Genomic DNA, 22,010 nt, shown 5'->3' with positions numbered 1-22,010 from the left:
GCAAGTGCGCCAATCCGCAGCGGGACATGCCGATCAATTCTCTACGATTTCCCGCGACCTGTCGAATCAGGAAATCAGCGCGTGTGTATCGCCGACAATTGGTATCCTGTCAGACCGATCCCACGGAACATGCGATGACAAAACCAAAAAAACTCGCGCTTCTCGCGCTGGCATTCACGCTGTTCGGCTTGTACAAGTTATTTGTCGTTTTCCAGGACATGCAAACTGGCTGCATCCAGTTTCAGACTCATCGGACATGCAGCTACGAAAATGCGGAGAATTTCCAGGGCATGCTCGATCTCGAACTGATGTTCGCATGCGCTTGGGCCGCGGGTGCAGTGGTCTGCTGGATGGCCGCCGCGCAGGCGCAAAAAAAGGAGCGGTGAATCGTTCGGCATTTACTGGAACGCAGGCTTTATCCCCTGACTCAGCTTGGCTTGATCGCACTGCGACAAAGCCAGAAAAGAGAAGAACGCCATCGCGGCATCTTTCCGCCAGGATGCCATACGTATGCCGGCTGAGAAGACGGTTACGATCTGAACGTCCGCAGGCATAGGACCCGTCACATGGATGCCTGGCAAGCGCATCAATTCACTTAACTGCTGAAAACCCAACTCGACGTCCCTGCGTGCAACAAACGCGCCGACCGGAACACCGGGCGGGCCCGCACTATGGGCCACGCCGAGGGAGTAAGCTTGCCGTCGATTGCGGGTATGAACCGCACAACGCCTGAGGGTTTTTCCTGGTCTCAACCTGCGTCGATACCGGCGTCGTCGGATCGTCGTAGGAGTATGTCCAACTTCTGTAATGTAAGGAGCACACACCATGGCTACCGGAACGATCCACCTCCACCGAGTCTTGCGTGCCACGCCCGAACGCATCTATCGCGCCTTCCTCGAACCGGATGCGATAGTCCGGTGGCTTCCGCCGTACGGTTTCACCTGTCAGGTACACCACATGGATGCAAAGGTCGGAGGCACCCATAAGATGTCTTTTCGCAACTTCGGCACCGGCCACAGCCACTCGTTCGGTGGCGAGTATCTCGAACTGGTGCCGTTCGAGAAAATCCGCTACTCGGACCGATTCGACGACCCGAATCTGCCGGGCGAGATGCACGCCACCATTTCATTGCGGCAGGTGTCGTGCGGAACCGAACTCACCGTTCTGCAGGAGGGCGTGCCCGAGGTCATTCCTGTGGAGATGTGCTACCTCGGTTGGCAGGAGTCGTTTGTTCAACTAGCGAGGCTCGTCGAGCCTGTGATTCCTGATTGACGACGCACGCGCAACGGCGTGCACGCCAGCGTTCCAGATGTCTGCAGACGCGATCAGTCGAACTCGACCTCCGCCTCGCATTCCACAGGCACGTTGAGTGGGAGCGTCACGCCGACTGCCGACCGGGCATGCGTCCCAATGTCCGGCCCGAACAGCTCAACGATCAAATCCGAGAAGCCATTGGCGATCCTTGGCATCTGGTCGAAAGTTGGCGCCGCGTTGATCATTGCGAAGACACGTACCCATGCCGTAATGCGGTCCAGGTCGCCGAGCGCTTTCTGAAGACTAGCCAATTGTGCGAGCGCTACAAGGCGTGCTGCTGCGTAGCCTTCGTCCGGCGAAACTTCCGCGCCGACTTTGCCGACGGGTTGCGCGATCGTCCCGTCCGCGTTGAGCGGCACGTGGCCCGAGACAAATGCTCGCGCGCCACTCACGCGCACCCAGGCGAAGGGCAACGACATGCGCACGTTTGCTGGCATCTGCAACGGCTGCGGCAACGTCAATCCCATTTGCGCCAGCTTTGCTTCGATTCTTGTCATCGCCGTCTCCTCGGAATCCACGAAGAACGTTAGATGCCGGCAATCCGCTTTTCAAGTCGTAACGCGGGGATTAATAATCAAGCGCACCCTACCCGAGTTCGATCGGCTGCCCATGCGGCGTACGGCGCGCTGCTGCGTCCCACGCGTCGCGGCGACGCAAAAGCGAGTCGTCGGTCACGAGTCCCTTGATCGTGCTGATGCGCTCCAGTGCTGTCAGCCAATGCGAGTAGTAAGTGTCGCCGTGGTCCGCGTCGCCGGCGGCTTGCGCGTCGCGAATTGCCTCGTTCAGGCACGCAGCCCACTCGCCCCAGCTGAACATGCCGCGCTCGTGCAACGCCAGCGTCATCGCAAACGCCTGCGCTTCCCACGGCGCGTTGAAAACCGGCCCTGCGTCGTCGCAAGGCAGTGCTGGCAACGCGGCGCGCAGTGCGGGCAGTTTAGTTCGAGCGTCAGTCATCGTGCGTAGAAGGCGGCTCGAGATAGGGCTCCCAGCAGTCGACACACACCGACGTCGCCGTCGTATCACATCCCCACAACTCCGCGCCGTCGAAGCGCACCGTGTAGAGCCATTGCGGCTGCTCGCCGAGGCCGATCGCGTTGGCGTCGGGAAAAACGTGCGCGCCGTGCACGGCGACAATGCGCCCGCGTTTGCTCCGACAATAACGCGGCAAACGAGTGTGCGAGGAAGGATTGATTTGCCGGGCCCGCACTCCATCGCCGATTGCAAACTTGGCTGCCGCGGTTGCGGGCCGATCGACGGGACTGCCGCGGAAGAGCGCCGCCGGTACGTCTTTAGCCATCAACACGCGCGGCACCGGCACCGCTGGAGTCGTCGACTCGCCTGATTCGATTTCGTCGGCCGTGGCCAGACCCGTACTCAGGATGAGTTTCTTCAAACCCTCGAACCAGATCTGGTAGTAGCTACTAGAAAGGTATTGCGCCGGCGGCAAACTCTCCCGCGCCGCGCGCGACATGTCGATGTTCCACTTGCCGGTCGCGCCCATGGCGATCGTGGTCGCGTGGACTCTTCGCTCCCAGTCAGCGTGAAACGGCGAAATGTCTCTGTCAGGGCATATCGGACCGAAAGACTGCATGCCACCGAGGTCCTGCGCGCCGTTCATGGTGTCCCCCGTGTCGAATCAGGAGTCTTCGGCAATCCAGTGCCGATCATCGAATCGCGCGTGACCAGTTCGGCTAGCGCCTGTTCGGAGAAGCCGTCAGTCCCTGGCGGCTGCATAGGCAAAACGAGGTAGCGAACTTCAGCGGTGGAATCCCACACGCGGAACTCGACCTCCGCAGGTAATTCGAAGCCGAACTCCTTCAGTACACCGCGCGGATCGATGACGGCACGCGAGCGATAAGGCGCCGACTTGTACCACACCGGCGGCAGTCCGAGCACAGGCCACGGGTAGCACGAACACAATGTGCAGACCACCATGTTGTGGATCACAGGTGTGTTCTCCAGCACGATCATGTGCTCGCCCTGCCGGCCCGCATAGCCGAGTGACGCGATCGCCGCGGTGGCGTCGAGGAGCAGCCGTTGTTTGTACGCCGGATCACGCCACGCCTTTGCAATCACACGGGCACCGTTGCGCGGCCCGACTTTGTGCTCATAGGTTTCGACGAGTGCGTCCAGCGCCTGCGGATCGACATAGCCTTTTTCGACCAGCAGAGACTCCAGAGCACGAACACGCAGATCCATTTCCGACAAAGCACTGCCGTGATGGTCGTGCGTGTGGGTGTGCGGGTGCGGGTGGGGATCGCCATCAGGATCGTTACCGGTCATCGCCGTTCACCGCGAGCAACAAAGGAGAAAACAAGTATGGTTCGCGCGGAGACCAAATGCAATCTCGGTTAAGTTAAGCGTGCGCGCAGGGCCGTCCGGCGAAGTTCAGCCGACCATCGCCTGCGCAATTCCAATAGAACCTACCCTTCATGTGATCCGCTTCAGCCGCGATGCTACAGCGTCATTTCAACAATACTTGAAATGTAAGAGCGAGACGCGTATTGTTCGGTCATGAACTCGAACCTCGTGGTACGCGCCCTCGGCGCGCTCGCTCATGAATCTCGCCTGGCGATTTTCCGCCTGCTGGTTGTCGCCGGGAAAGACGGCATGGCGGCCGGTGAAATCGCGCAACAGCTGGGGCTCTCGCCGTCCAGCCTGTCCTTTCATCTCAAGGACCTGACGCATGCTGAAATGGTGACGCCGCAGCAAGACGGCCGCTTCGTCATCTATTCGGCGAATTTCGAATCCATGACGGATCTGATTGGTTTCCTGACGGAAAACTGCTGTGCCGGCGCGACGTGCAGCGCGACGGATCTTCCGGGCTGCTGCGAAAAATGACCGGTACTGTCACGACCACTCGCGGCGCGCAGTCCGCGATCGGGTTCTTCGAGCGTTACCTGACCGTGTGGGTCGCGCTGTGCATCGTATGCGGCGTCGCACTTGGACAGTGGCTGCCTCTGCCGTTTCAGGCGATCGGCCGTATGGAAGTGGCGCAGGTCAATCTTCCGGTCGGCGTGCTGATCTGGGTGATGATCATTCCGATGCTGATCAAGATCGATTTCACCGCCATGACGCAGGTGAGAAGCCAATGGCGCGGCATCGGCGTCACCTTGTTCGTGAACTGGCTCGTCAAGCCGTTTTCAATGGCGCTGCTCGGCTGGATTTTTATCCGGCATGTCTTTGCGCCGTGGCTCCCCGCCGCTCAACTCGACAGCTATGTCGCAGGCCTCATTCTGCTGGCAGCGGCACCCTGCACGGCTATGGTGTTCGTCTGGTCGCAGCTTTGCAAGGGCGACCCGTATTTCACGCTCTCACAAGTGGCGCTGAACGACTCCATCATGATCGTGGCTTTCGCGCCGCTGGTCGCGCTTTTGCTGGGTCTATCAGCCATCACGGTGCCGTGGGACACGCTGATCACATCGGTCGGTCTGTACATCGTCGTTCCGGTCATCCTCGCCCAGTTACTGCGGCGGCGTCTTCTGACCAGGGGCGGCGCCTATTTCCAGCACGTAATCGCTCGTCTCGGCCCCTACTCGATCGGTGCGCTGCTCGCCACACTCGTGTTGCTGTTCGCCTTCCAGGGACAGGCCATTGTCGGCGAACCGCTGGTCATCGCCATGCTCGCGGTGCCGATACTGATTCAGGTGTTTTTCAATTCTGGACTCGCCTATCTGCTGAATCGCCGGCTCGGCGTTGCGCATTGTGTGGCGGGTCCGTCGAGCCTGATCGGCGCGAGCAATTTCTTCGAGCTGGCGGTCGCCACGGCGATCAGTCTGTTCGGATTCCACTCGGGTGCCGCGCTGGCTACCGTTGTCGGCGTGCTGATCGAAGTGCCGGTAATGCTGCTGGTGGTCGGCGTCGTCAGTCGTTCGCAGCACTGGTACGAGACGAGGCCTAGCGTGAAAGGCGAACGTGTATGAAGGTCACGATCTATCACAATGCGGATTGCGGCACTTCGCGCAACACGTTGGCGATGATTCGCAATGCCGGCATCGAGCCGGAGATCATCGAGTATCTGAAGAACCCGCCGGATCGGGACACGCTGAAGGACCTGATCGAACGCGCGGGCCTTACCGTGCGAACCGCGCTACGGGAAAAAGGCACGCCCTACAACGAACTCGGCCTCGCTGATACAACGCTGAGCGATGAGCAGTTACTCGACGCGATGCTGACCCATCCAATCCTCATCAATCGTCCGATTGTCGTCACGCCGCTCGGCGTGCGCTTATGCAGACCTTCCGAAATCGTGCTCGACATCCTGCCCGCTGGGCAGCAACGCGCGTTTGCAAAAGAGGACGGCGAACAGGTGATCGATAGTACAGGACGGAGGGTACGTTGATGCTGGAGTGACAATCCGGCCGTTACTGACCCGACGCATGTGACCTGAGAAACGCCACATAGCCGTTCTGCGTCTTGAGGATTTTCTCGGCGCACTCGTCGTAGTCCGAACCCTTCGCATTCTCCGGCCCATACATACCGCGGCATTGCGCAAAGAGCGTCAAGGTCGCACCCGCACCTTTTGCGGCGCGGGTCGCGGAAAAGGCAACCTTGCCTGAACCACTGGGCACATCGGTGTCGATTGCGACCGCGTCCGCGCGCGTGACGGCCGTATCGGAATGCTGCTCGATATAGCGTTTCGTCAGCGCCCAGGCGGCGTCGCAGTTAGCCGGTTGGCAATCGACTGCCGCATTGCATTGAGCGGCGGCAAGGTTGGTTTCGTTGTGGAGGAACTTCTGTTCCTGCTGCTCCTGCTTTTCGGCAGACGAGCAAGCGGTCAATACAAGCGCGACGAGCGCACATGCGGCGATCTTTTTCACGAGTAACTTCCTCTGGCCATGTTCGAGCGCGATTATAGCTGCGCGCAGGAAGCGTTCGCAGATCCGTCCGAACAGCATGCGCCAGGATTGCTGCTCTTCACTTCACCAAGGTAGCCGCAGTGCAGTGATGACTTGTCCAGCCGTTAGGCCTTCTCGATTACAACGCTGACTCGCGTTCCACGTCACGTCACTCGCCTTGCTGTTCCTCCTTCGATTCGCCACCGGCAACTCCAGCTAATTCGGCGGAAACTCCTTGGGCGCTAAGGCTTAGGTAACGACTGTGCGGTGCTGAGCAGATTTTGAGGTGCGACGCGGATAATACCGTTACGCGGGCTATCAATGTCCGCAATCAACAGGAATGAAAGAGACACCGTGAGCGGCATGACCAGAAGGAAGCGTTTTTTCACATCCGTATGTGTTACTCCATATCCCACGAGCAGATTGGCGAACAATCCAATCACGATCATGAGTATCCACGCGGCCGCCGGGATGCGATTCCACCAGGCCGCCTGCGTGTAGCCCTGGGCGTTGATTACGTCGTTCATACCTGCGACAACGAGTGCGCTCAGCGGGTTGGGCTGTTTGACTGCACCGCCCCTGGCAGCGGCCCACAACCTGTTTTGCAGATCGGCGGTGGCCGTATTGATCTGCTCGACCCGATGCAGATCGCGGGTCTGGTAGTACTCGACACGCATCATCAGATATTGAGCGAGGAGCGAGCGTATCTCGGCCGCTTCGCTTGAGGCCAGGAGGTCGGCACGAATGAACTCGGTTCCAATCGCGTTGGCTTCTTCCTCTTCGAGGTTTTTCCGCTGGTCGTAGCGGCCCACCGCCATCGACAGGCTGAAGCCGATGACAAGCGCGAGCAATGTCAAGGTTGCCGACTGCACGAGCTTGAAGTCGTCGCGCGTGTCTTCGTCGATTGGCATGCGTGAGCGCAGAAACCGGCTACCAATCCATGCGGCCATGGACATGAGCACGAAGGAGACGACGAACAGGATGATTGGATGCCTGACCAGTTGCTGCATGGGTTGCTTCCTTGTCTTGTGTTTGGTCTGCCAGGCCAGACCGATCAATCTATGCGTTCCGACCTTGCCCGGAAAATGAACTGCAAGCCAGCCGCGGAAAAAACTTGAAAACTGGAACGCGTGATCGCACTGGAGGCCCCAATCAATGCCGTGGACTTCAATCGAGGCATTCTGGAAGCAGGGTCACCTGCTTGCCATCTTCACCTTAATATGAATCGCTTCATCCGGTCACCCACGCTGAACGAGTTAATCCAGTCTAGGTGATCCGCGTGTTTTCACGCAAGCCCGGTCGATTTAGGGCCTTCGAGTGTTACCGCTCATCGTTCGGGGCGCGCAGTCACCTGCGCAATCAAGCAACTGGCCGGGACTGTCATGCCTTTACGCAGCGAGCGTTTGCTTTCCAGCAGACCAGTGCCCGGTCATGTACTTCATCAATTTCATTGCCTTCGCGCGACTAAATTGGCAAGGCAGAAGTCGATGAACGTGCGGACCTTGGCCGGCAAATGCTGACGAGAGGGATATAACGCATACAGCGGAAAACGTTCGTCAGGCCAGTCCGGAAAGAGCTCGATCAATTGACCGCTCCTCAACAGGTCTTCGGCCCCAAGCTCTAGCACTTGAGCGATTCCTGCGCCGGCAACGCAGGCCCCGAGCATGGTGCCGACATCTGAAACAAGCAGATGACCCGCGGGCCTCACTTCGAGAACTTCATCGGCACGGCAGAATTGCCATTCAAATGCTCGTGCGGCCCCGGCGTTATAAAACAGGATTCGTTGATGACGCTCTACGTCGTAGGGATGTTCCGGTCTGCCGTGCGCCTCGATGTAAGCAGGTGAGGCAACCGTCAATACGCGGGTTTCGTCAAGCCGCCGACCCACGAAGGAGCCCACTGGAGGCTGGCCGAATCGGATCGCGAGGTCAAAACCGTCAGCCACCAGATCACCTACGTCATCGCGCATGATCAACTCAAGCGAGAGGTCCGGGTATCGATTCAAAAATCCTGCAAGCGACGGCGCCAAAGCAATCCGCGAGAAAAACGGGTCGACGTTCACTCGTAGCCTGCCGCGAACGGAGTCCTTGGAACCCGACGCCCTGGCCGCGGCGTCTTCGATGCCGACCAAATGGGTGCCGACCTCGTCATAAAGACGCTGCCCGTCATCAGTTAGCTTGAGCGAACGGGTGGTTCGTTCGATCAGACGGACGCCCATGCGTTGCTCAAGGCGTTTCATCGCTTTACTTACGCCCGAGGGCGAAAGACCGAGCGCGTCCGCAGCACGTGTGAAGCTCCGACTTTCAGCGACCGCGGCCAATACCGTGATGCCGGAAAACAGCTGTCCGTCGAAGGTCATCGCAATCTCCAGATTCACACGTTTATGAATAAAGTCACAAATATTGTGACCGCGACCTACTTTATTCTATCGCGTGACCAAGCGATCCTTGCATCAAACGAGGCCGATATGGTCCGTTTCCACCAAAGAGGATCGATCATGAAGACTATTTCTACGCAAGGTGTCGAGATTCCGCATCTCGGTTTCGGAACCTTTCGGATGCCCGGAGGCGGCTGTCAGCCGGTTGTCGAAAGCGCACTGAGTATTGGCTACCGCCATCTCGACACCGCCGCCATGTATGAGAACGAGGAAGCGGTAGGCGCTGCAATCTCGACTTCGGGACTTGCCCGACAAGAATTATTCGTTACGACGAAGGTCTGGCATGACCAGTTGAACCCCACGGTCATGCGGCGAGCATTCGACGCGAGCCTGGCCAAGCTGAAGCTTGACTACGTCGATCTGTACATGGTGCATTGGCCCGCCAAAGACATGAATATGGCGGCGACGATGGAAGCGCTGGCCGCGTTGCGCGAGGAAGGCCGAACCCGCGCGATCGGTGTATGCAACTTTAACCAGCCGATGATCCGCGAAGCGGTGAGCATCATGGGTGCGCCAATCGCGGCGCTGCAATTGGAATACCACCCGTTTCTCGATCAGTCCGCCATGCTCGCATACCTTCGGAGTCAAGGCATTCCGCTGGTCGCCTACGCACCTCTCGCTCAGGGGCGCGCCACAAAAGACGAAACGCTTGAGCGGATAGGCCAGAAGCACGGCGCGAGCGCGGCTCAGGTGGCGCTTGCCTGGCTGCTGGAACAGGATGGTGTCGTCGCGATTCCCAAAGCGCAGCAACCCGAAAGCCAGCAGTCGAACCTCGACGCGACCCGTATAAATCTCGACGACGAAGACCGTCAGCAAATTGCCGCCTTGCCCAAGGATCAACGCTATGTACGGCCGGCATTCGAGCCAGATTGGGACGCAGAGTGAACACATGCCCGCTCCAGGGCGGGCAAACCTTCCCGAATCGAATGGACTCGATCAACCCGTTAAAGGGCGCATCGACGCTTACACCATAAAGCGAAGATGCTGCCCTGCACAGGAGCTATGAAAATGTCGTCCAATCGAGTAACCCACGTGGAGTTCGACAGTGTGGGCGACGCTCAAATGGGTGTCGGAAAGCGATTGAGTTTGAGCGTGCATGTCCGCTGTCGAGAAAGTCAAACGGCCGTGCTGAATCGGGTTCGGCTCGACGGGCGACGCACACCGGGAAGCACGAGCAGCCACCGTATGTGGCGAGCCCAAGCACGTCTAAGTTCTCAATTGCCCAATTTGATCTTACGATACAGGCTGGTAGCGATTGCAGAGATGTCGAGGGGGCAAGGACGTGGAAGATTTTCAAATACTCGATCACATCACGGACGGCGTCATGGCGCTCGACCGGGAGTGGAAGTTTCAGAACATCAACGAGACCGCGGCGCGGCTGCTGAAACGTCGGCCCGCGGACCTGCTGGGTCGCGAGATCTGGGCCGAATACCCAGACCTCATCGGGTCGAGCTACGAAACAGCCTATCGGCAGGCGGCCGAGACACGTATGCCCAGCAGCGTGACTGACTTCTATGCGCCGCTCGGTGCCTGGTTTGAAGTGCGGGCATTTCCCTGCGACAGCGGTGTCATCGTGCTGGTTCGCGATGTCACCGAAGCGCGCGCGACCTCTGAACGTTTGTCGCGCCAAGCCACGCATGATGAACTGACCGGCCTGATGAACCGGCGGGAACTGCTGCTGCGCCTAAACCGTCTCTGCGATGAAGGCGGGGCCGCTTCCGTCGATCTGCTTTTCATCGACCTCGACCGCTTCAAGGATATCAACGATTCGTTCGGCCACGCGGCGGGCGATGAAGTGCTGCGTGTCATCGGCGAGCGTCTTTCGGACATGGTCACCGAACGCGTCCATGCATCGCGCGTTGGCGGCGACGAATTCGTGATTCTCATCGTCGACGCGCCCGAGGGCGAGGCCGCGAGCGTCGCGCGCGACGTCATCGCACGTTTGCGCGAGCCGATTCAGACGCCGTGCGTGCGGGCATCGTTGGGCGCGAGCATCGGCGTGGCGCGCTACCCTACGTCGGCGTCGAATGCGGCCGAGCTGCTGCGTAACGCGGACACCGCGATGTATCACGCGAAGCGCGCGGGAGGTTCGCAAGTGTGGTCGTTTGGCCAGGAGGATGCGCAGCGCCTCGCGCATCGCCTGCGGCTGCGCGCGGATCTGGAGAGCGCCAGCGCCGCGCGCCAATTCGAACTGCATTACCAGCCGCAGCTGGACCTGCATACTGGCCGCATCTACGGAGCCGAGGCGCTTCTGCGATGGAACCACCCGCAACTGGGGCTGCTCGCCCCGGGCGACTTCCTCGACGTGCTGCTTGAATCACCGGCCTATGAGGCAACGGGCGAATGGCTAATTCGCCTCGCGCTCCGCCAGGCGGCGCAATGGCAGGCGACCGACCACAGGCCGTTCAAAGTCGCTGTCAACCTTTCGGCCACGACGATCCAGAACTGCGATCTCGCCGCACTCGTTTCGCACGCGGCCGAGGCGGCCGGCGTAGGCGCTTCCGTGCTTGAAATCGAGGTGACGGAGAGCGCCGTGATGAGCGACTTCGCCGCCGCGTCGCGCGCGCTTTCGGCTGTGCGAAAACTAGGCGTGACCGTCTCGCTCGACGATTTCGGCACCGGCTACTCCAGCCTCGCATACCTTGCACGGCTGCCTGTCGACTGCATTAAGATCGACAAGTCGTTTGTGCAGGAGCTCTCCGTGAAGGAGACCTGTCACCGGGCGCGCGCGATGGTCGAAGCGGTGGTGGCGCTTGCGCGCGCGCTGGGCATGAGAACGGTCGCGGAAGGCGTCGAGACCGAAATGCAACTCGCGCTCGTCACCGAGCTTGGGTGCGATGCCGTGCAGGGATATTTCATTGGCAAGCCTGTACCGGCCTCGCGTATTAAACCTTACGCCGAGACATGGTCGGTGCCGGCGGCTGGAGTTTCGTCGTTGCAGGACGCGCGTGGCGGATCGCGCTAGCGGTCAACGCGCAGGCGGCCGCTCTCGTTGCTCGAGGCTCGGGGCGAGCGCTGGCATCTGCATCCGCGACCGTGCACGCGGGCGAATGCCAGCAATCCGATACTTAACGGCGATGCGCTGCAGCGGCATTCAAAATGCAATGCCGCGAACGCCGGAATTGTCATCCGAAGCCCGACCATTGACGAGCGTTGCGCAGAGACCATTCGGTTAGCAAGTGCGCATGGCTTCAGTACTGTGCTAAACATCCGGACCCAATCCATCCAACGAGGAAATCAGCCGGTTGGTGTGACCTGGAGCCGGCTCGCCTTTGTCAAACGGTGCGGAACGGATTAGCTTCGGCCCCTTCCATCGGCGGTGACCGGCGATGCGCCGGCTTTCAACTTTAAACTGAAAACTGGTGACGATCGGCTCCGCTCGATGCTATTCGCACAAGAAGTAGGCGTCACGAAAACTTTGACCGGAGCTTCCCAATGAACATCGCCTTTACGGATACAACCGCGTCCGATGCCGACACGTTGGTCGCCATTCGTATCGCCGCGATGCGCGAGAGTCTGGAGCGTATCGGCCGTTTCGATCCGCAGCGTGCTCGCGAGCGCTTCCTGGCATCATTCGATCCCGCGCTTTGTCGATTCATAGAGATCGACGGCGTGCGGTCGGGCTTTATCCTTATTCGCCCGCAGGCAGACCACTGGCTGCTCGACCACCTGTACATCCTGCCGGAGCATCAAGGGAAAGGAGTCGGCGCAGCCGTCTTGCGGGACGTGTTCGCGCGCGCCGACGCGCAACGCCTGCCAATCCGGGCCGGCGCTTTGCGTGGCAGTGATTCAAACCGCTTCTACCAGCGGCATGGATTCGTACAGACGGACGAGGGAGAATGGGATGTCTACTATGTGCGTCAGCCAGTCGAACCGAAGGTATTGCCGAAGGCAATCACGCTTCACCAGCTCGAGTGAACACCACCGGGCTTACAACGCCGTGGCTTCAGCAGGGAGGCGATACAAGCCATCCGGAATGCCTACAAACTGCTTTACAGGAGCGGGAAGACGCGCGACGAAGCGAAGCTTGATTCGGCGACAATTGGTGAATATAAACAAACCTCGACGGAGGACTTGAGATGCTGCTGCGGCCGACGGAAATTCAGATTGAATCAACCCGGCTCCTGATCAAACCGTTCTCGGCCAGCGACGCCGATGCGACGTTTTCATGCATCACCCCTTCGCTCACCCGTCACATGGCATGGGACCCGCCGGCATCCCGGGATGATTTTGACGATGTTTGGCGGTCCTGGATACCGTCGATAGCCGATGGGTCAGACTATGTATTCGCAGTGCGTCAACGCGCAGACGGGAGCTTCCTTGGGTTGGCCGGACTTCACCGCGTACATACCGCGAGCCCGGAACTCGGCATCTGGATTCGTGAAGATCGTCATCGAAATGGCTTTGGTCGTGAAGCTGTAACGCTAGTTGCACGCTGGGCAACGCGAACCATTGGCGCTGAGAGCTTTACCTATCCGGTTGCCGAAGAGAACCGCCCCAGTCGGCGCATCGCCGAGTCGTTGGGAGGCGTTATTGTGGAAAGCCGCCTGACGCCGAAGTACATGTCCGTGGTCTACCGAATTCCTCGCCAGCCGGTGACGAACGACGTATAGGCGGTTCGGTTCGGCCTTCGCATCGACCTCCGTCGCCCATGAACGGCGAGTCGACATACCTCCGCGAATTGCCGGCAATCGCAACCCCAAGCGTCGTCAGCCGTGAGTCGGGTACGGCACCCACTAGTGAAACGTCGGCCTCTGGAGACGAGCATTAAACGGAGAGAAAAATGTTGAGGTAGCATCACGAGCTCAACAAGGGGAAGACGGTGATTCGGGAAATCAAGGCTCGCGTAAGCTCGATCGGCGTCCCTCTTGCCAGTCTGCTTCTCAGCGATCTGATGAGGATCCTGGCAGAAATGGTTGGCTATATCACGCTCCCTTGGTCTCAGGATTCCCCACAACTTTTTGTGTGGCAGGAGTGAATGATCGCTTGTAAACGGTCGGCGTCGATGTTAACTTTGGCCCATTCTGTTCGCGACGGCAGTTGGAATTGGTCGACGGAAACGATACTGACGACTGGGCGAGTGCCGAATTCAGCGAGGCGAATCTGGGGGACGCGCGCCTTGCACAACGTCTTGTTGCGTTGGCTCGCCGCCTCGCGCACAGTCCGCAGGGTTCGTTTCCCCAGTCACTCAAGCCAGCCGAACTGAAGGCCGCCTACCGCTTCTTCGATAATGAGCAGGTGGACACAAACGGGATCCTTGCGCCTCATATTGCACAAACGCTCGATCGCATGAGGCAGGTGCCGGTCGTGCTGGCAATTCAGGACACAACGGAGTTCAACCTGTCGCATCTGCCCGCGACTGAAGGCCTGGGTCGCGGCACCGGCAACAATGAGCAAGGCTTCCTGATGCACAGCCTGCTGGCGGTCACGCCCGAGGGCTTGCCGCTAGGGGTGCTGGGCATGAAGACCTGGGTGCGCCCCCAAGAGGTGTTCGGCAAGAGGGCCCCTGCGGTTACGCGCCCGATCGAACAGAAGGAAAGTAACAAATGGCTTGAAGGAATCGACCATCTCGCGGCACTCAAGGTACGTTGTACGCAGACGCGGTTTGTCTGTGTTGGAGACCGCGAGAGCGACCTGTACGAGCTATTTGTCGCCGAACGCCCCGACGGGGTGGACTGGTTGATCCGCGCAGTACACAACCGCGTGGCGCGTCACCCGCAAGGCTACCTTTGAGAGGCTGTTCTAGCCACCCTGCCTCTTGGCGACACTGAACTGCGGGTGCCAGCCAGGGGCACACTTCCTCAGCGCACAGCACGGCTGACTTTGCGTTGTGCGAGCGTGCGACTACACTCTCCAAGAGCGCGCGCCAGCCGCCGAAGCCTGCCTGAGATTGACGTCTTTGCGATTCACGCCATTGAAGATAACCCCCCGGATGGCGTTGAACCGCTTGAATGGATGCTGCTGAGTTCGGTGCCCACGACCTCGCTTGATGAAGTTCTCGAACGGCTGGCCTGGTACGCGCGGCGCTGGACCATCGAGACGTGGCATCGCGTGCTCAAAAGCGGCTGCCGTATCGAGGCGCGCCAGTTCGGCACGCTCGACCGGTTCGTGAGAGCGACAGCTCTGTTTGCCGTCATCGCGTGGCACATCCTGTATGCAACACTGCTCGCGCGAACTGATACGCAGCTATGCTGCGAAGTACTGCTGCAACCCGTTGAATGGCAGGCGCTCTATTGCCACACCCACCGAACGACGCAACTGCCAGAGCGGGTTCCAACGCTGCGGCAAACCATCGTGTGGATAGGCATGCTCGGCGGCTATCTGAATCGTAAGCATGACCGACCACCAGGACCGACCGTCATATGGCGCGGATTTCTCGTCCTGCACGAAATTACGAAGATGTATCAGCTCTTCAAGCAAAGCGGATAGCGCGGCCTCTCAACTTTGTGGGTAAACCTGAGCCCTTGGTGGATCGTTCACCGGGGCGGCGCGCATGATTTGGCGATCTACAGCGTAAGCATCGCCATTACCACGATTTTTGCAATGCCACTGCTTGCGCCACTCGGCGATCGCTACGTAAAGAGACAGCAGATTGCATGGGGTATGTGCGCCCTGATGGTCGTCGCCTTCATCCTCGCGACGCTCGCCTCGCTGTCCGACTACCGACTCATGCTCATCATCTGCATAGGCGTGGTCAGTGTCATAGCCAAAGCTTTCGTCGACCCGGCCAGCTCCACCATTTCGGCTGAACTTGTTCCGGCGAATCGTTTGGCCGAAGCGCTTCGTCTTCGTAAATCGACGCAGGCAGTTGGCCGTGCCTTAGGGCCGGCATTGGCCGGTGCGACACTGGCCTTGGGCGGTATAGCTGCAACATTTTGGATGAACGGCATTCTGCTCGGCGTCGCTGCTTACGTGACTTTGCATCTTCCATCCCAATCTCAGCATCGCGAACATCATCGCGGACTCGCCCGTTGGTGGAAAGACCTGCGCGCCGGGCTGCATGCTAAGTGGATCGTCCCGTTGGAGCGCGGCTGGACACTCGTAAACTTCCTCGTCTGGATATTCCAAGGCCCCGCAGTCGGCATGCTGATCCCGCTCAAAGTCCAATCGCTCGGGCTGTCGGGTCTGTGGCTAGGTGTTTGCGAAGCGGCCTTATCCATAGGTTTACTACTCGGAAGCTTTCGTGGTTCTGATGCACTGGTCAGTCGTTTCGGCCGATTCAACGTCCGGGTGGGGGCCGCGATGTGCGAAGGGCTGGCACTCGCCGCCTCCGGCTGGGCGCATTCACCTGTCGTTCTCGTATTGACGCTTACGTGTGTGGGTTTCGCCAATGCATCGATGGGCCTCGTCGGCGCGACTCACCGTTCATTGGCTATCCCGCAGAATTTCCGCGTGCGCATTCTTGCTGCCAGCATGATGACCACGCAGATTGCGGGCATTCTTGGTCCGATGATCGCAGGTGCGGCGCTCACGCATTGGGCGGTAGGCAAGGTCTATACATGCTTCGGTCTCGCCACCTGTCTGCTCGCTTTTGGTTTTGTCTTGATACCGCGATCGCGCGAATTCTTTGCGCTCAACCACGAGCAGGTGAAAGACTGGTTTCGTCACGAATATCCCCATGCATTCGCATCATCCGTGGTGCCCGAATCGACACAGACCACGTAAATCACGGCACGGCAACGTTCAGGAAATGCCAGGCCGCTCGGGGGTTGCGTGTTGCCGATCGCCGTGGGCGAGGTCTCGCGATGTATGGCGTTCGCATGAGACAGCAGCCCGCCATGAAGGGCGACCTTTGCCCGAAATTGCTCAATCAACTCTACGGCGCACAAGTCATCGTACAACTAGCCCCTCCCCGGCGATCGAGGCCAGCGGACGACCGGCCGCGCCCGGCCAAATAGAGGAACGGCCGTCGAAATGTCTATTTTTCTAAGGAAATCGATCGGTCTGCCGTAAACAAGTCATCGTACAACGATGGACTAAAAGCGGTATGCGGAACGTATCGGTTCGAAAAAGCCTCCTTGCTATCTTCGTGATTTTCGCCACGATGATTTTGTTTGGCGGGGTGCTCGGCGTCACCACGCTCAGTCGGGCGAATGCCAACCTTGCTCGCATTCATCAGATTGCGACGCAGGAAATCCTTGTCAACGACGGATACAAGGACTCCACACGCACCCGAGCCGCGCTGACACGGGCCTATTCGGCCTTGAAGGAGCGCAACGACGAGGCGACGCGAGACTCGGCGTTGAAAAGCGCCGGGACAACGCTGAACCGGGCGGCCGCGGAAACGCAGTCGTTTCGTGATGCGGCCTCTTTTAGTGGTCAGGATGACGGGTTGAAACAACAGTTGGTCGAATCGTCGAACAATCTCGCGGCGATCCTGAAGAAAGCCGTCGATGCCGTGCGTGCCGGTGATACGAACGCCTATGTCGCGATCAACGATCGCGACATTACGGCGGCCGGCGCAGCGTATTCGGTGAACGTCGAGAAATTCCAGAGCATGGCGAACACGCTGTCGAACGATGCTATTGCGCAGGCCGAGCGCGAATATCAATGGGTCGTCAGTCTGGTCGTTATCGGGGTGGCCGGCGCGCTTGCGCTGATCGTCGCCACCCATTTCGCGCTACGGCGTATCGTGACAACGCCGCTGAAAGAGGCCGCTGACCTGCTCGATCAGATCGCGGCGAACGATCTGACGGCGCTCATCCCCGAAGCGAGCGATAACGAGATCGGTCAGCTTTTCGCAGCGATGCAGCGGATGCAGCGCGGTTTATCCCAGACCGTGGCAAACGTGCGCAACAGTTGCGAGGCGATTTACGGTGGCGCGCGGGAGATCGCGGCGGGCAACCTCGATCTGTCGAGCCGCACCGAGCAGCAGTCTGCGGCGCTGGAACAAACCGCCGCGAGCATGGAACAGCTGACGTCGACCGTCAAACAGAACGCGGACAATGCGCAGCAGGCAAGCACACAGGCTTCGAGCGCCGCGGATGTCGCGCAGGGCGGCGGCGAAGTGGTCGAGCGCGCCATCCAGACGATGAGTGCCATCAGCGAAAGCTCGCGCAGGATCGCCGAGATTACCGGGATGATCGACAGTATTGCGTTTCAGACCAATATCCTCGCGTTGAATGCAGCGGTTGAATCGGCACGGGCGGGCGAGCAGGGACGCGGTTTCGCCGTGGTCGCAAGCGAGGTTCGCAGTCTCGCGCTACGTAGCGCGGACGCTGCTCGTGAAATCAAGGCCTTGATCGGCGCCTCGGTCGAGGACGTGGCGAACGGGAATAACCTGGTCGCGCAGGCGGGGCAGTCGATGAAGGAAATTGTCGGCGCCGTGCGCAGCGTGGCCACCATCATGAATGAGATCAAGGCGGCGACGATCGAGCAGAGCACTGGCATCGAACAGGTTGGCCAGGCGGTGACGCAAATGGACCAGGTGACCCAACAGAATGCGGCGCTCGTCGAGGAGGCCGCCGCCGCCGCGAGCGCTCTCGAGCAGCAGGCGCAGTTGCTGACGGATGCTGTCTCGGCCTTTCGTCTTGCCCGTTGACAGACGGCGCGAACGATCAACGCCCGTCGCCGATCAAGCAACCGTTTCCCAGGTAAAGCCGCATCGCTGTTCGTCGTCCGACGGTGGGCGCCGGCGGCGTTCGGCGACTTCAACCATTTGTATCCGGAGTGTGAGCATGAACGTTAAAGGTGTTCTCGGTGTAGCGGCAATCGGGTTGGCCGCTGTGGTGTCCAGCGCCTCGCAGGCCGCAACGTACGCATACGTATCGAATGCCGATAGCAAGGATATTTCTGTTTTCAGCCTCGACAAGTCGAATGGCTCGCTGACGGCCGTGGAGACCGTGGCGGTCGGCGCAACGGTGATGCCGATGGCGTTTTCGCCCGACCATCTCCGGCTTTATGCCGGGCTGCGCTCGCAGCCGTATCGCGTGGTGAGTTTTGCGGTTAATCCGCTCGATGGCCGGTTGATCGAACTCGGCAGAGCGCCGCTCGCGGAAAGCATGGCGTATGTCTCGACGGATGCGAACGGCCGCTACCTGTTTTCCGCGTCGTACGGCGGCAACCTTCTGGCGGTGAATCGGATCGGTGCGGATGGGGTGGTCGGCGAAGTGCAGCAGATCGTCAAGACGGGCCCAATGGCTCACGCGATTCGCAACGCGCCTGACAATCGCTACGTGTTCGCGTCGGTGCTCGGCTCGGATGCCTGGCTGCGTCTCAAGTTCGACGCGTCGAACGGCCAGTTGACTGAGGACGCCGCGCCCGCGTATTCGTTGCCACCGAAATCGGGACCGCGCCATTTCATCTTTTCGCCGGACCATCGGTTCGCGTATCTGATCGATGAGCTTGACGGCAAACTGCATGTGCTCGCCTTCGATGGCACGCGCGACACGGTCAAGCCGATTCAGACGATCTCCATCCTGCCGCCGGATTTCTCGGGTGACAAACCGTGGGGAGCCGATCTCCACCTGACTCCGGACGGGCGTTTTCTGTATGCGTCGGAGCGCACGTCCAGCACGCTTGCCGCGTATAAGGTCAGCATGCGCTCGGGCAAGCTGACGCGTATCGGCACGTACCAGACTGAAAAGCAGCCGCGCGGGTTCAATATCGATCCGTCTGGCGCGTACCTGCTGGCGGTCGGTCAATTGTCGGCGAATCTAAGCGCTTATCGTATTGACCGGAAGTCCGGTGCGCTGAGCGCGATTGGACAGTATCCGGTGGGTAAGGGGGCGAACTGGGTTGAAATCGTCGAGTTTAATGGTACGAGCACCGATTGACGGTTGGTGAGAGGTCGCCGCGCAGTCCCCCGGGGTTTGACGGCGGCGCGAACCGGGGGCGGCCTGGACGTAGACCCGGGTTCGACCAGACGCCTCGTATTGCGAATAGCGGACCGGTGCCGCGTTATTAATCGACCACCTGCGGCGGGCAGATACAAGCGTGGAAGGGCACGGCCGCGATTCGTGTTCGAATGACTCCGACGACCTCAGCCAGTCGTCGTGCAGCTCAGTTCGTCGGCCACGAAGAGACGCCCACCTCTCGGCCAGGAAAAACCACCGACACGACGAAACCCGCCCCCCGACCCCACTCCGATAGCCCCTCGCGGTCTAACCACCGAATGTAGTCCTCGATGGGCGCTTTCACCCGCATCATGCAAAATAGCCACATCGACAATGCGGAGGATGTCTTGTGGGTGTCAACTTCGACCTGAACGATCTGCAGGCGTTTCGAGCCGTCGTGGAGTTGGGTAGCTTCCGCAAAGCAGCGGAGGCGGTCAATATTTCGCAGCCGGCGCTGAGCCGGCGTATCGAAAAACTCGAAGCGGCGCTCGGCGTGCGGCTCTTCGAGCGGACCACCCGCAGCGTGACGCTCACCACCATAGGTCGCGTGTTCGCCCCAAGCGCGGAACAACTTCTCGACGATCTCGATGTCGCATTGCTCGGCATTCGCGACGTCTCCAGCAGCCGCCTCGGTCATGTCACCATCGCATGCGTGCCGTCGGTTGCCTACTACTTCCTGCCGAGCGTCGTTGCCGCCTATCACAGCCGCTATCCGCGCATCCGTGTCAAGTTGCTGGACTCGAGCGCCAATGAAGTGCTCGGCTCGGTTATCAGCGGTGAAGCCGATTTCGGCGTCAGCTTCATGGGCAGCCAGGAAACCGAAGTCGAGTTCAAGGTCCTGCTGCAGGAACGGTTCGTCGCCGCGTGCCGCCGCGATCATCCCCTTGCCAGGAAAAAGCGGGTGACCTGGAGCGAGCTTTATGAACACGAATATGTCTCCGTGGACAAGACTTCCGGCAACCGCCTGCTGCTCGATCAGGCGTTGACCAACGTGGCGCCGGCAGTGCCGAGCGTCTGCGAGACGCGCCATGTCACCACCATGCTCGGCCTGATCGAAGCGGGACTCGGTGTGGCAGCGGTGCCTTCAATGGCAATGCCCATGCGGGGCCATCCGATTTTGACCAGCGTGCCGCTCGTCGATCCGGTCGTGACGAGGCGAGTCGGCATTGTCAGACGCCGGGGGCGTCCGCTCGCGCCGGCCGCGCAGCAGTTCTATGAGATGATTCTCGACGCGAAACGCAGCGGCGTGGCCCGCGCGGCGAAGAAGACCTCGACATGACACTGCCAAGGCCGTTCCGGCTGCTTTACGTCCAGGTCCTCGTTGGCATGGCGCTCGGCATGACCGTCGGCCACTTCTGGCCACAGGCCGGCGCGTCGCTGAAACCGCTCAGCGATGCTTTCGTCGCGCTGGTTCGGATGATGATCGCGCCAATCGTCTTCTGCACGATTGTCATCGGCATCACGTCGCTTGCGAGCGGCTCGAAAATCGGCCGGATTATCCTGAAAGCGCTCGCGCTGTTCTACGCGCTTACCATCGTTGCGCTCGGTCTGGGCCTCGCGACCGCGTTCGCGCTGCATCCGGGTGCGGGACTGCACATCGACGCGCATCATCTGGACACGGCATTCCTGGCGCAGTACTCGACGCGCACGCAGCCGCACGGGCTTGTCGAGTTCGCACTGCATCTGATTCCGGAGACGCTCGTTGGCGCCTTCGAGAAAGGCGAGGTTCTGCCGGTCTTGCTGCTTGCCCTTCTGTTCGGCTTCGCATTGAACGCCGGCGGAAGCCTCGGCCGGCGAGTGCAGGAATTCATCGATAGCGTCGCGCACGTGCTGTTCCGCATCCTTGCGCTGATCATGCGGCTTGCCCCCATCGGAGCATTCGGCGCGATGGCGTTCACGGTGGGCCGTTTCGGCATCCATTCGATCGGCTCGCTCGGCATGCTGATGTTGTCGTTCTATGCGGCGTGCCTGCTGTTCGTGGTCTGCGTGCTCGGTCCCCTCGCACGCCTGCATCGCTTCTCCCTCTGGCGTTTGCTGCGCTACATTCGCGAGGAACTCGTCATCGTGCTCGCGACGTCGTCGACCGAACCGGTGCTGCCTCGTCTCATCGTCAAGCTCGAAGCGCTCGGCTGCGACAAGGGCATTGTCGGACTGGTGCTGCCCGCCGGCTATTCTTTCAATCTCGACGGCACGGCGATCTACCTGACACTCGCCTCGATGTTCATCGCGCAAGCGTGCGATGTGCACCTGTCGGGCGGCCAGATCGCGACGATGCTCCTGGTCATGCTGATCACGTCGAAGGGCGCGGCGGGCGTGTCGGGCAGCGGACTGGTTGCGCTCGTCGCGACGCTCGCTGTCATTCCCGATCTGCCGGTGGCAGGCGTCGCGCTACTGGTCGGCATCGATCGCTTCATGTCCGAGGCGCGTGCCCTGACGAGCGTGATCAGCAACGCCTGCGCGGTGATCTTCGTATCGATGTGGGAGCGCGCCTGCGACCGAATACGTCTGCAGAACTCATTGAGTCTGGCGCACGAGCCCGAGGAAGCTTTCGATCAGCCCGCCGACCTGCCGGGCTGAATCGTCGCC

Annotated in this window: 22 protein-coding genes and 2 pseudogenes; 16 read left to right on the top strand and 8 right to left on the bottom strand. The window is 60.1% G+C overall.

All coding sequences use genetic code 11. From position 1 onward, the window contains the following. Positions 1-26 precede the first annotated feature (26 nt). On the top strand, positions 27-386 hold the full coding sequence (locus tag B0G81_RS03455) for a hypothetical protein (RefSeq protein ID WP_243856344.1): 360 nt from the start codon (positions 27-29) through the stop codon (positions 384-386). 12 nt (positions 387-398) lie between these two features. Here B0G81_RS03455 and B0G81_RS45550 read toward each other — a convergent pair whose 3' ends face one another. Then, positions 399-827 carry a substrate-binding domain-containing protein gene (locus B0G81_RS45550; RefSeq protein ID WP_347877439.1) on the bottom strand — a complete coding sequence of 143 codons (429 nt, stop codon included), beginning with the start codon at positions 825-827 and terminating at the stop codon, positions 399-401. Here B0G81_RS45550 and B0G81_RS03450 point away from each other — a divergent pair. After that, positions 826-1,272 carry an SRPBCC family protein gene (locus B0G81_RS03450; protein WP_134133536.1) on the top strand — a complete coding sequence of 149 codons (447 nt, stop codon included), beginning with the start codon at positions 826-828 and terminating at the stop codon, positions 1,270-1,272. The genes B0G81_RS45550 and B0G81_RS03450 overlap by 2 nt on opposite strands. A gap of 53 nt (positions 1,273-1,325) precedes the next feature. Here B0G81_RS03450 and B0G81_RS03445 read toward each other — a convergent pair whose 3' ends face one another. The 4 genes from B0G81_RS03445 to nthA form a co-directional block, all read right to left on the bottom strand. Beyond that, positions 1,326-1,811 carry a RidA family protein gene (locus tag B0G81_RS03445; RefSeq protein ID WP_134133535.1) on the bottom strand — a complete coding sequence of 162 codons (486 nt, stop codon included), beginning with the start codon at positions 1,809-1,811 and terminating at the stop codon, positions 1,326-1,328. 88 nt (positions 1,812-1,899) lie between these two features. Then, positions 1,900-2,268 carry a nitrile hydratase accessory protein gene (locus tag B0G81_RS03440; protein WP_116122901.1) on the bottom strand — a complete coding sequence of 123 codons (369 nt, stop codon included), beginning with the start codon at positions 2,266-2,268 and terminating at the stop codon, positions 1,900-1,902. Continuing rightward, positions 2,261-2,932: a nitrile hydratase subunit beta gene (nthB, locus tag B0G81_RS03435; RefSeq protein WP_134133534.1), complete on the bottom strand. Its 672-nt coding sequence runs from the start codon at positions 2,930-2,932 to the stop codon at positions 2,261-2,263. The genes B0G81_RS03440 and nthB overlap by 8 nt, the downstream gene beginning before the upstream one ends. Then, positions 2,929-3,597, bottom strand: coding sequence for a nitrile hydratase subunit alpha (gene nthA / locus B0G81_RS03430; protein WP_134133533.1), 669 nt, complete (start codon positions 3,595-3,597; stop codon positions 2,929-2,931). The genes nthB and nthA overlap by 4 nt, the downstream gene beginning before the upstream one ends. A 231-nt stretch (positions 3,598-3,828) precedes the next feature. Between nthA and B0G81_RS03425 the strand changes: the two genes are divergently transcribed. The 3 genes from B0G81_RS03425 to arsC are packed head-to-tail and all read left to right on the top strand — an operon-like array spanning position 3,829 to position 5,656. Further along, positions 3,829-4,155: a metalloregulator ArsR/SmtB family transcription factor gene (locus tag B0G81_RS03425; RefSeq protein ID WP_134133532.1), complete on the top strand. Its 327-nt coding sequence runs from the start codon at positions 3,829-3,831 to the stop codon at positions 4,153-4,155. Next, positions 4,152-5,237, top strand: a complete 1,086-nt coding sequence (arsB, locus tag B0G81_RS03420) for an ACR3 family arsenite efflux transporter (protein WP_134133531.1) — start codon at positions 4,152-4,154, stop codon at positions 5,235-5,237. Before B0G81_RS03425 ends, arsB begins: the two co-directional genes overlap by 4 nt. Further along, positions 5,234-5,656, top strand: coding sequence for an arsenate reductase (glutaredoxin) (gene arsC / locus B0G81_RS03415; protein WP_134133530.1), 423 nt, complete (start codon positions 5,234-5,236; stop codon positions 5,654-5,656). The genes arsB and arsC overlap by 4 nt, the downstream gene beginning before the upstream one ends. A gap of 22 nt (positions 5,657-5,678) precedes the next feature. Here the strand turns inward: arsC and B0G81_RS03410 are convergent, their stop codons facing one another. From B0G81_RS03410 to B0G81_RS03400, 3 genes are all read right to left on the bottom strand, one after another. Continuing rightward, positions 5,679-6,134, bottom strand: a complete 456-nt coding sequence (locus B0G81_RS03410; RefSeq protein ID WP_134133529.1) for a hypothetical protein — start codon at positions 6,132-6,134, stop codon at positions 5,679-5,681. A gap of 260 nt (positions 6,135-6,394) precedes the next feature. Further along, on the bottom strand, positions 6,395-7,162 hold the full coding sequence (locus B0G81_RS03405; RefSeq protein ID WP_134133528.1) for a hypothetical protein: 768 nt from the start codon (positions 7,160-7,162) through the stop codon (positions 6,395-6,397). 437 nt (positions 7,163-7,599) lie between these two features. Then, positions 7,600-8,511, bottom strand: a complete 912-nt coding sequence (locus B0G81_RS03400; RefSeq protein WP_134133527.1) for a LysR family transcriptional regulator — start codon at positions 8,509-8,511, stop codon at positions 7,600-7,602. Between the two features lie 24 nt (positions 8,512-8,535). On the opposite strand from B0G81_RS03400, the gene B0G81_RS03395 reads away from it, so the two are divergent. The 11 genes and pseudogenes from B0G81_RS03395 (at position 8,536) to dctA (ending at position 22,001) form a co-directional block, all read left to right on the top strand. Then, a complete protein-coding gene (locus B0G81_RS03395; protein ID WP_243856343.1) occupies positions 8,536-9,474 on the top strand; it encodes an aldo/keto reductase in 939 nt (312 codons plus the stop codon). Positions 9,475-9,871: 397 nt separating this feature from the next. Then, the gene (locus B0G81_RS03390) at positions 9,872-11,554 is read left to right on the top strand and encodes an EAL domain-containing protein (protein ID WP_134133526.1); all 1,683 of its coding nucleotides are present in this window, start codon (positions 9,872-9,874) and stop codon (positions 11,552-11,554) included. A 470-nt stretch (positions 11,555-12,024) separates the two neighbouring features. After that, the gene (locus B0G81_RS03385; RefSeq protein ID WP_134133525.1) at positions 12,025-12,507 is read left to right on the top strand and encodes a GNAT family N-acetyltransferase; all 483 of its coding nucleotides are present in this window, start codon (positions 12,025-12,027) and stop codon (positions 12,505-12,507) included. 21 nt (positions 12,508-12,528) lie between these two features. Next, positions 12,529-12,717, top strand: a pseudogene (locus B0G81_RS45545) (hypothetical protein); the annotation flags it as partial. Beyond that, entirely contained in the window at positions 12,669-13,202 is a 534-nt protein-coding gene (locus B0G81_RS03375) for a GNAT family N-acetyltransferase (protein ID WP_134133524.1), read from the top strand. The pseudogene B0G81_RS45545 and the gene B0G81_RS03375, both read left to right, overlap by 49 nt. A gap of 427 nt (positions 13,203-13,629) precedes the next feature. After that, positions 13,630-15,018: pseudogene (locus tag B0G81_RS03370) on the top strand (IS4 family transposase). Positions 15,019-15,033: 15 nt separating this feature from the next. Continuing rightward, positions 15,034-16,254, top strand: coding sequence for an MFS transporter (locus B0G81_RS03365; protein ID WP_134133523.1), 1,221 nt, complete (start codon positions 15,034-15,036; stop codon positions 16,252-16,254). A 322-nt stretch (positions 16,255-16,576) separates the two neighbouring features. After that, complete coding sequence (locus B0G81_RS03360; RefSeq protein WP_134133522.1) at positions 16,577-18,130, top strand: methyl-accepting chemotaxis protein; 1,554 nt, start codon at positions 16,577-16,579, stop codon at positions 18,128-18,130. A 136-nt stretch (positions 18,131-18,266) separates the two neighbouring features. Beyond that, positions 18,267-19,364 (top strand): beta-propeller fold lactonase family protein, encoded by a 1,098-nt coding sequence (locus tag B0G81_RS03355; RefSeq protein ID WP_134133521.1) that lies wholly within the window; start codon positions 18,267-18,269, stop codon positions 19,362-19,364. A gap of 409 nt (positions 19,365-19,773) precedes the next feature. Then, the gene (locus tag B0G81_RS03350; RefSeq protein ID WP_134133520.1) at positions 19,774-20,703 is read left to right on the top strand and encodes a LysR family transcriptional regulator; all 930 of its coding nucleotides are present in this window, start codon (positions 19,774-19,776) and stop codon (positions 20,701-20,703) included. Then, positions 20,700-22,001: a C4-dicarboxylate transporter DctA gene (dctA, locus tag B0G81_RS03345; RefSeq protein ID WP_134133519.1), complete on the top strand. Its 1,302-nt coding sequence runs from the start codon at positions 20,700-20,702 to the stop codon at positions 21,999-22,001. The genes B0G81_RS03350 and dctA overlap by 4 nt, the downstream gene beginning before the upstream one ends. Positions 22,002-22,010 lie beyond the last annotated feature (9 nt).

The sequence above is a fragment of the Paraburkholderia sp. BL6665CI2N2 genome (assembly GCF_004366535.1).
GTDB lineage: Bacteria > Pseudomonadota > Gammaproteobacteria > Burkholderiales > Burkholderiaceae > Paraburkholderia.
The sequence above is the reverse complement of the archived record's forward strand: the minus strand, read 5'-3'. Positions and strand labels throughout refer to the sequence as shown.

Coding starts and splice junctions, on each gene's coding strand:
- B0G81_RS03455 (WP_243856344.1), top strand. CDS start 27: ATGCCGATCAATTCTCTACGATTTCCCGCGACCTGTCGAATCAGGAAA.
- B0G81_RS03450 (WP_134133536.1), top strand. CDS start 826: ATGGCTACCGGAACGATCCACCTCCACCGAGTCTTGCGTGCCACGCCC.
- B0G81_RS45550 (WP_347877439.1), bottom strand. CDS start 827: ATGGTGTGTGCTCCTTACATTACAGAAGTTGGACATACTCCTACGACG.
- B0G81_RS03445 (WP_134133535.1), bottom strand. CDS start 1,811: ATGACAAGAATCGAAGCAAAGCTGGCGCAAATGGGATTGACGTTGCCG.
- B0G81_RS03440 (WP_116122901.1), bottom strand. CDS start 2,268: ATGACTGACGCTCGAACTAAACTGCCCGCACTGCGCGCCGCGTTGCCA.
- nthB (WP_134133534.1), bottom strand. CDS start 2,932: ATGAACGGCGCGCAGGACCTCGGTGGCATGCAGTCTTTCGGTCCGATA.
- nthA (WP_134133533.1), bottom strand. CDS start 3,597: ATGACCGGTAACGATCCTGATGGCGATCCCCACCCGCACCCGCACACC.
- B0G81_RS03425 (WP_134133532.1), top strand. CDS start 3,829: ATGAACTCGAACCTCGTGGTACGCGCCCTCGGCGCGCTCGCTCATGAA.
- arsB (WP_134133531.1), top strand. CDS start 4,152: ATGACCGGTACTGTCACGACCACTCGCGGCGCGCAGTCCGCGATCGGG.
- arsC (WP_134133530.1), top strand. CDS start 5,234: ATGAAGGTCACGATCTATCACAATGCGGATTGCGGCACTTCGCGCAAC.
- B0G81_RS03405 (WP_134133528.1), bottom strand. CDS start 7,162: ATGCAGCAACTGGTCAGGCATCCAATCATCCTGTTCGTCGTCTCCTTC.
- B0G81_RS03400 (WP_134133527.1), bottom strand. CDS start 8,511: ATGACCTTCGACGGACAGCTGTTTTCCGGCATCACGGTATTGGCCGCG.
- B0G81_RS03395 (WP_243856343.1), top strand. CDS start 8,536: ATGAATAAAGTCACAAATATTGTGACCGCGACCTACTTTATTCTATCG.
- B0G81_RS03385 (WP_134133525.1), top strand. CDS start 12,025: ATGAACATCGCCTTTACGGATACAACCGCGTCCGATGCCGACACGTTG.
- B0G81_RS03375 (WP_134133524.1), top strand. CDS start 12,669: ATGCTGCTGCGGCCGACGGAAATTCAGATTGAATCAACCCGGCTCCTG.
- B0G81_RS03360 (WP_134133522.1), top strand. CDS start 16,577: ATGCGGAACGTATCGGTTCGAAAAAGCCTCCTTGCTATCTTCGTGATT.
- B0G81_RS03355 (WP_134133521.1), top strand. CDS start 18,267: ATGAACGTTAAAGGTGTTCTCGGTGTAGCGGCAATCGGGTTGGCCGCT.
- dctA (WP_134133519.1), top strand. CDS start 20,700: ATGACACTGCCAAGGCCGTTCCGGCTGCTTTACGTCCAGGTCCTCGTT.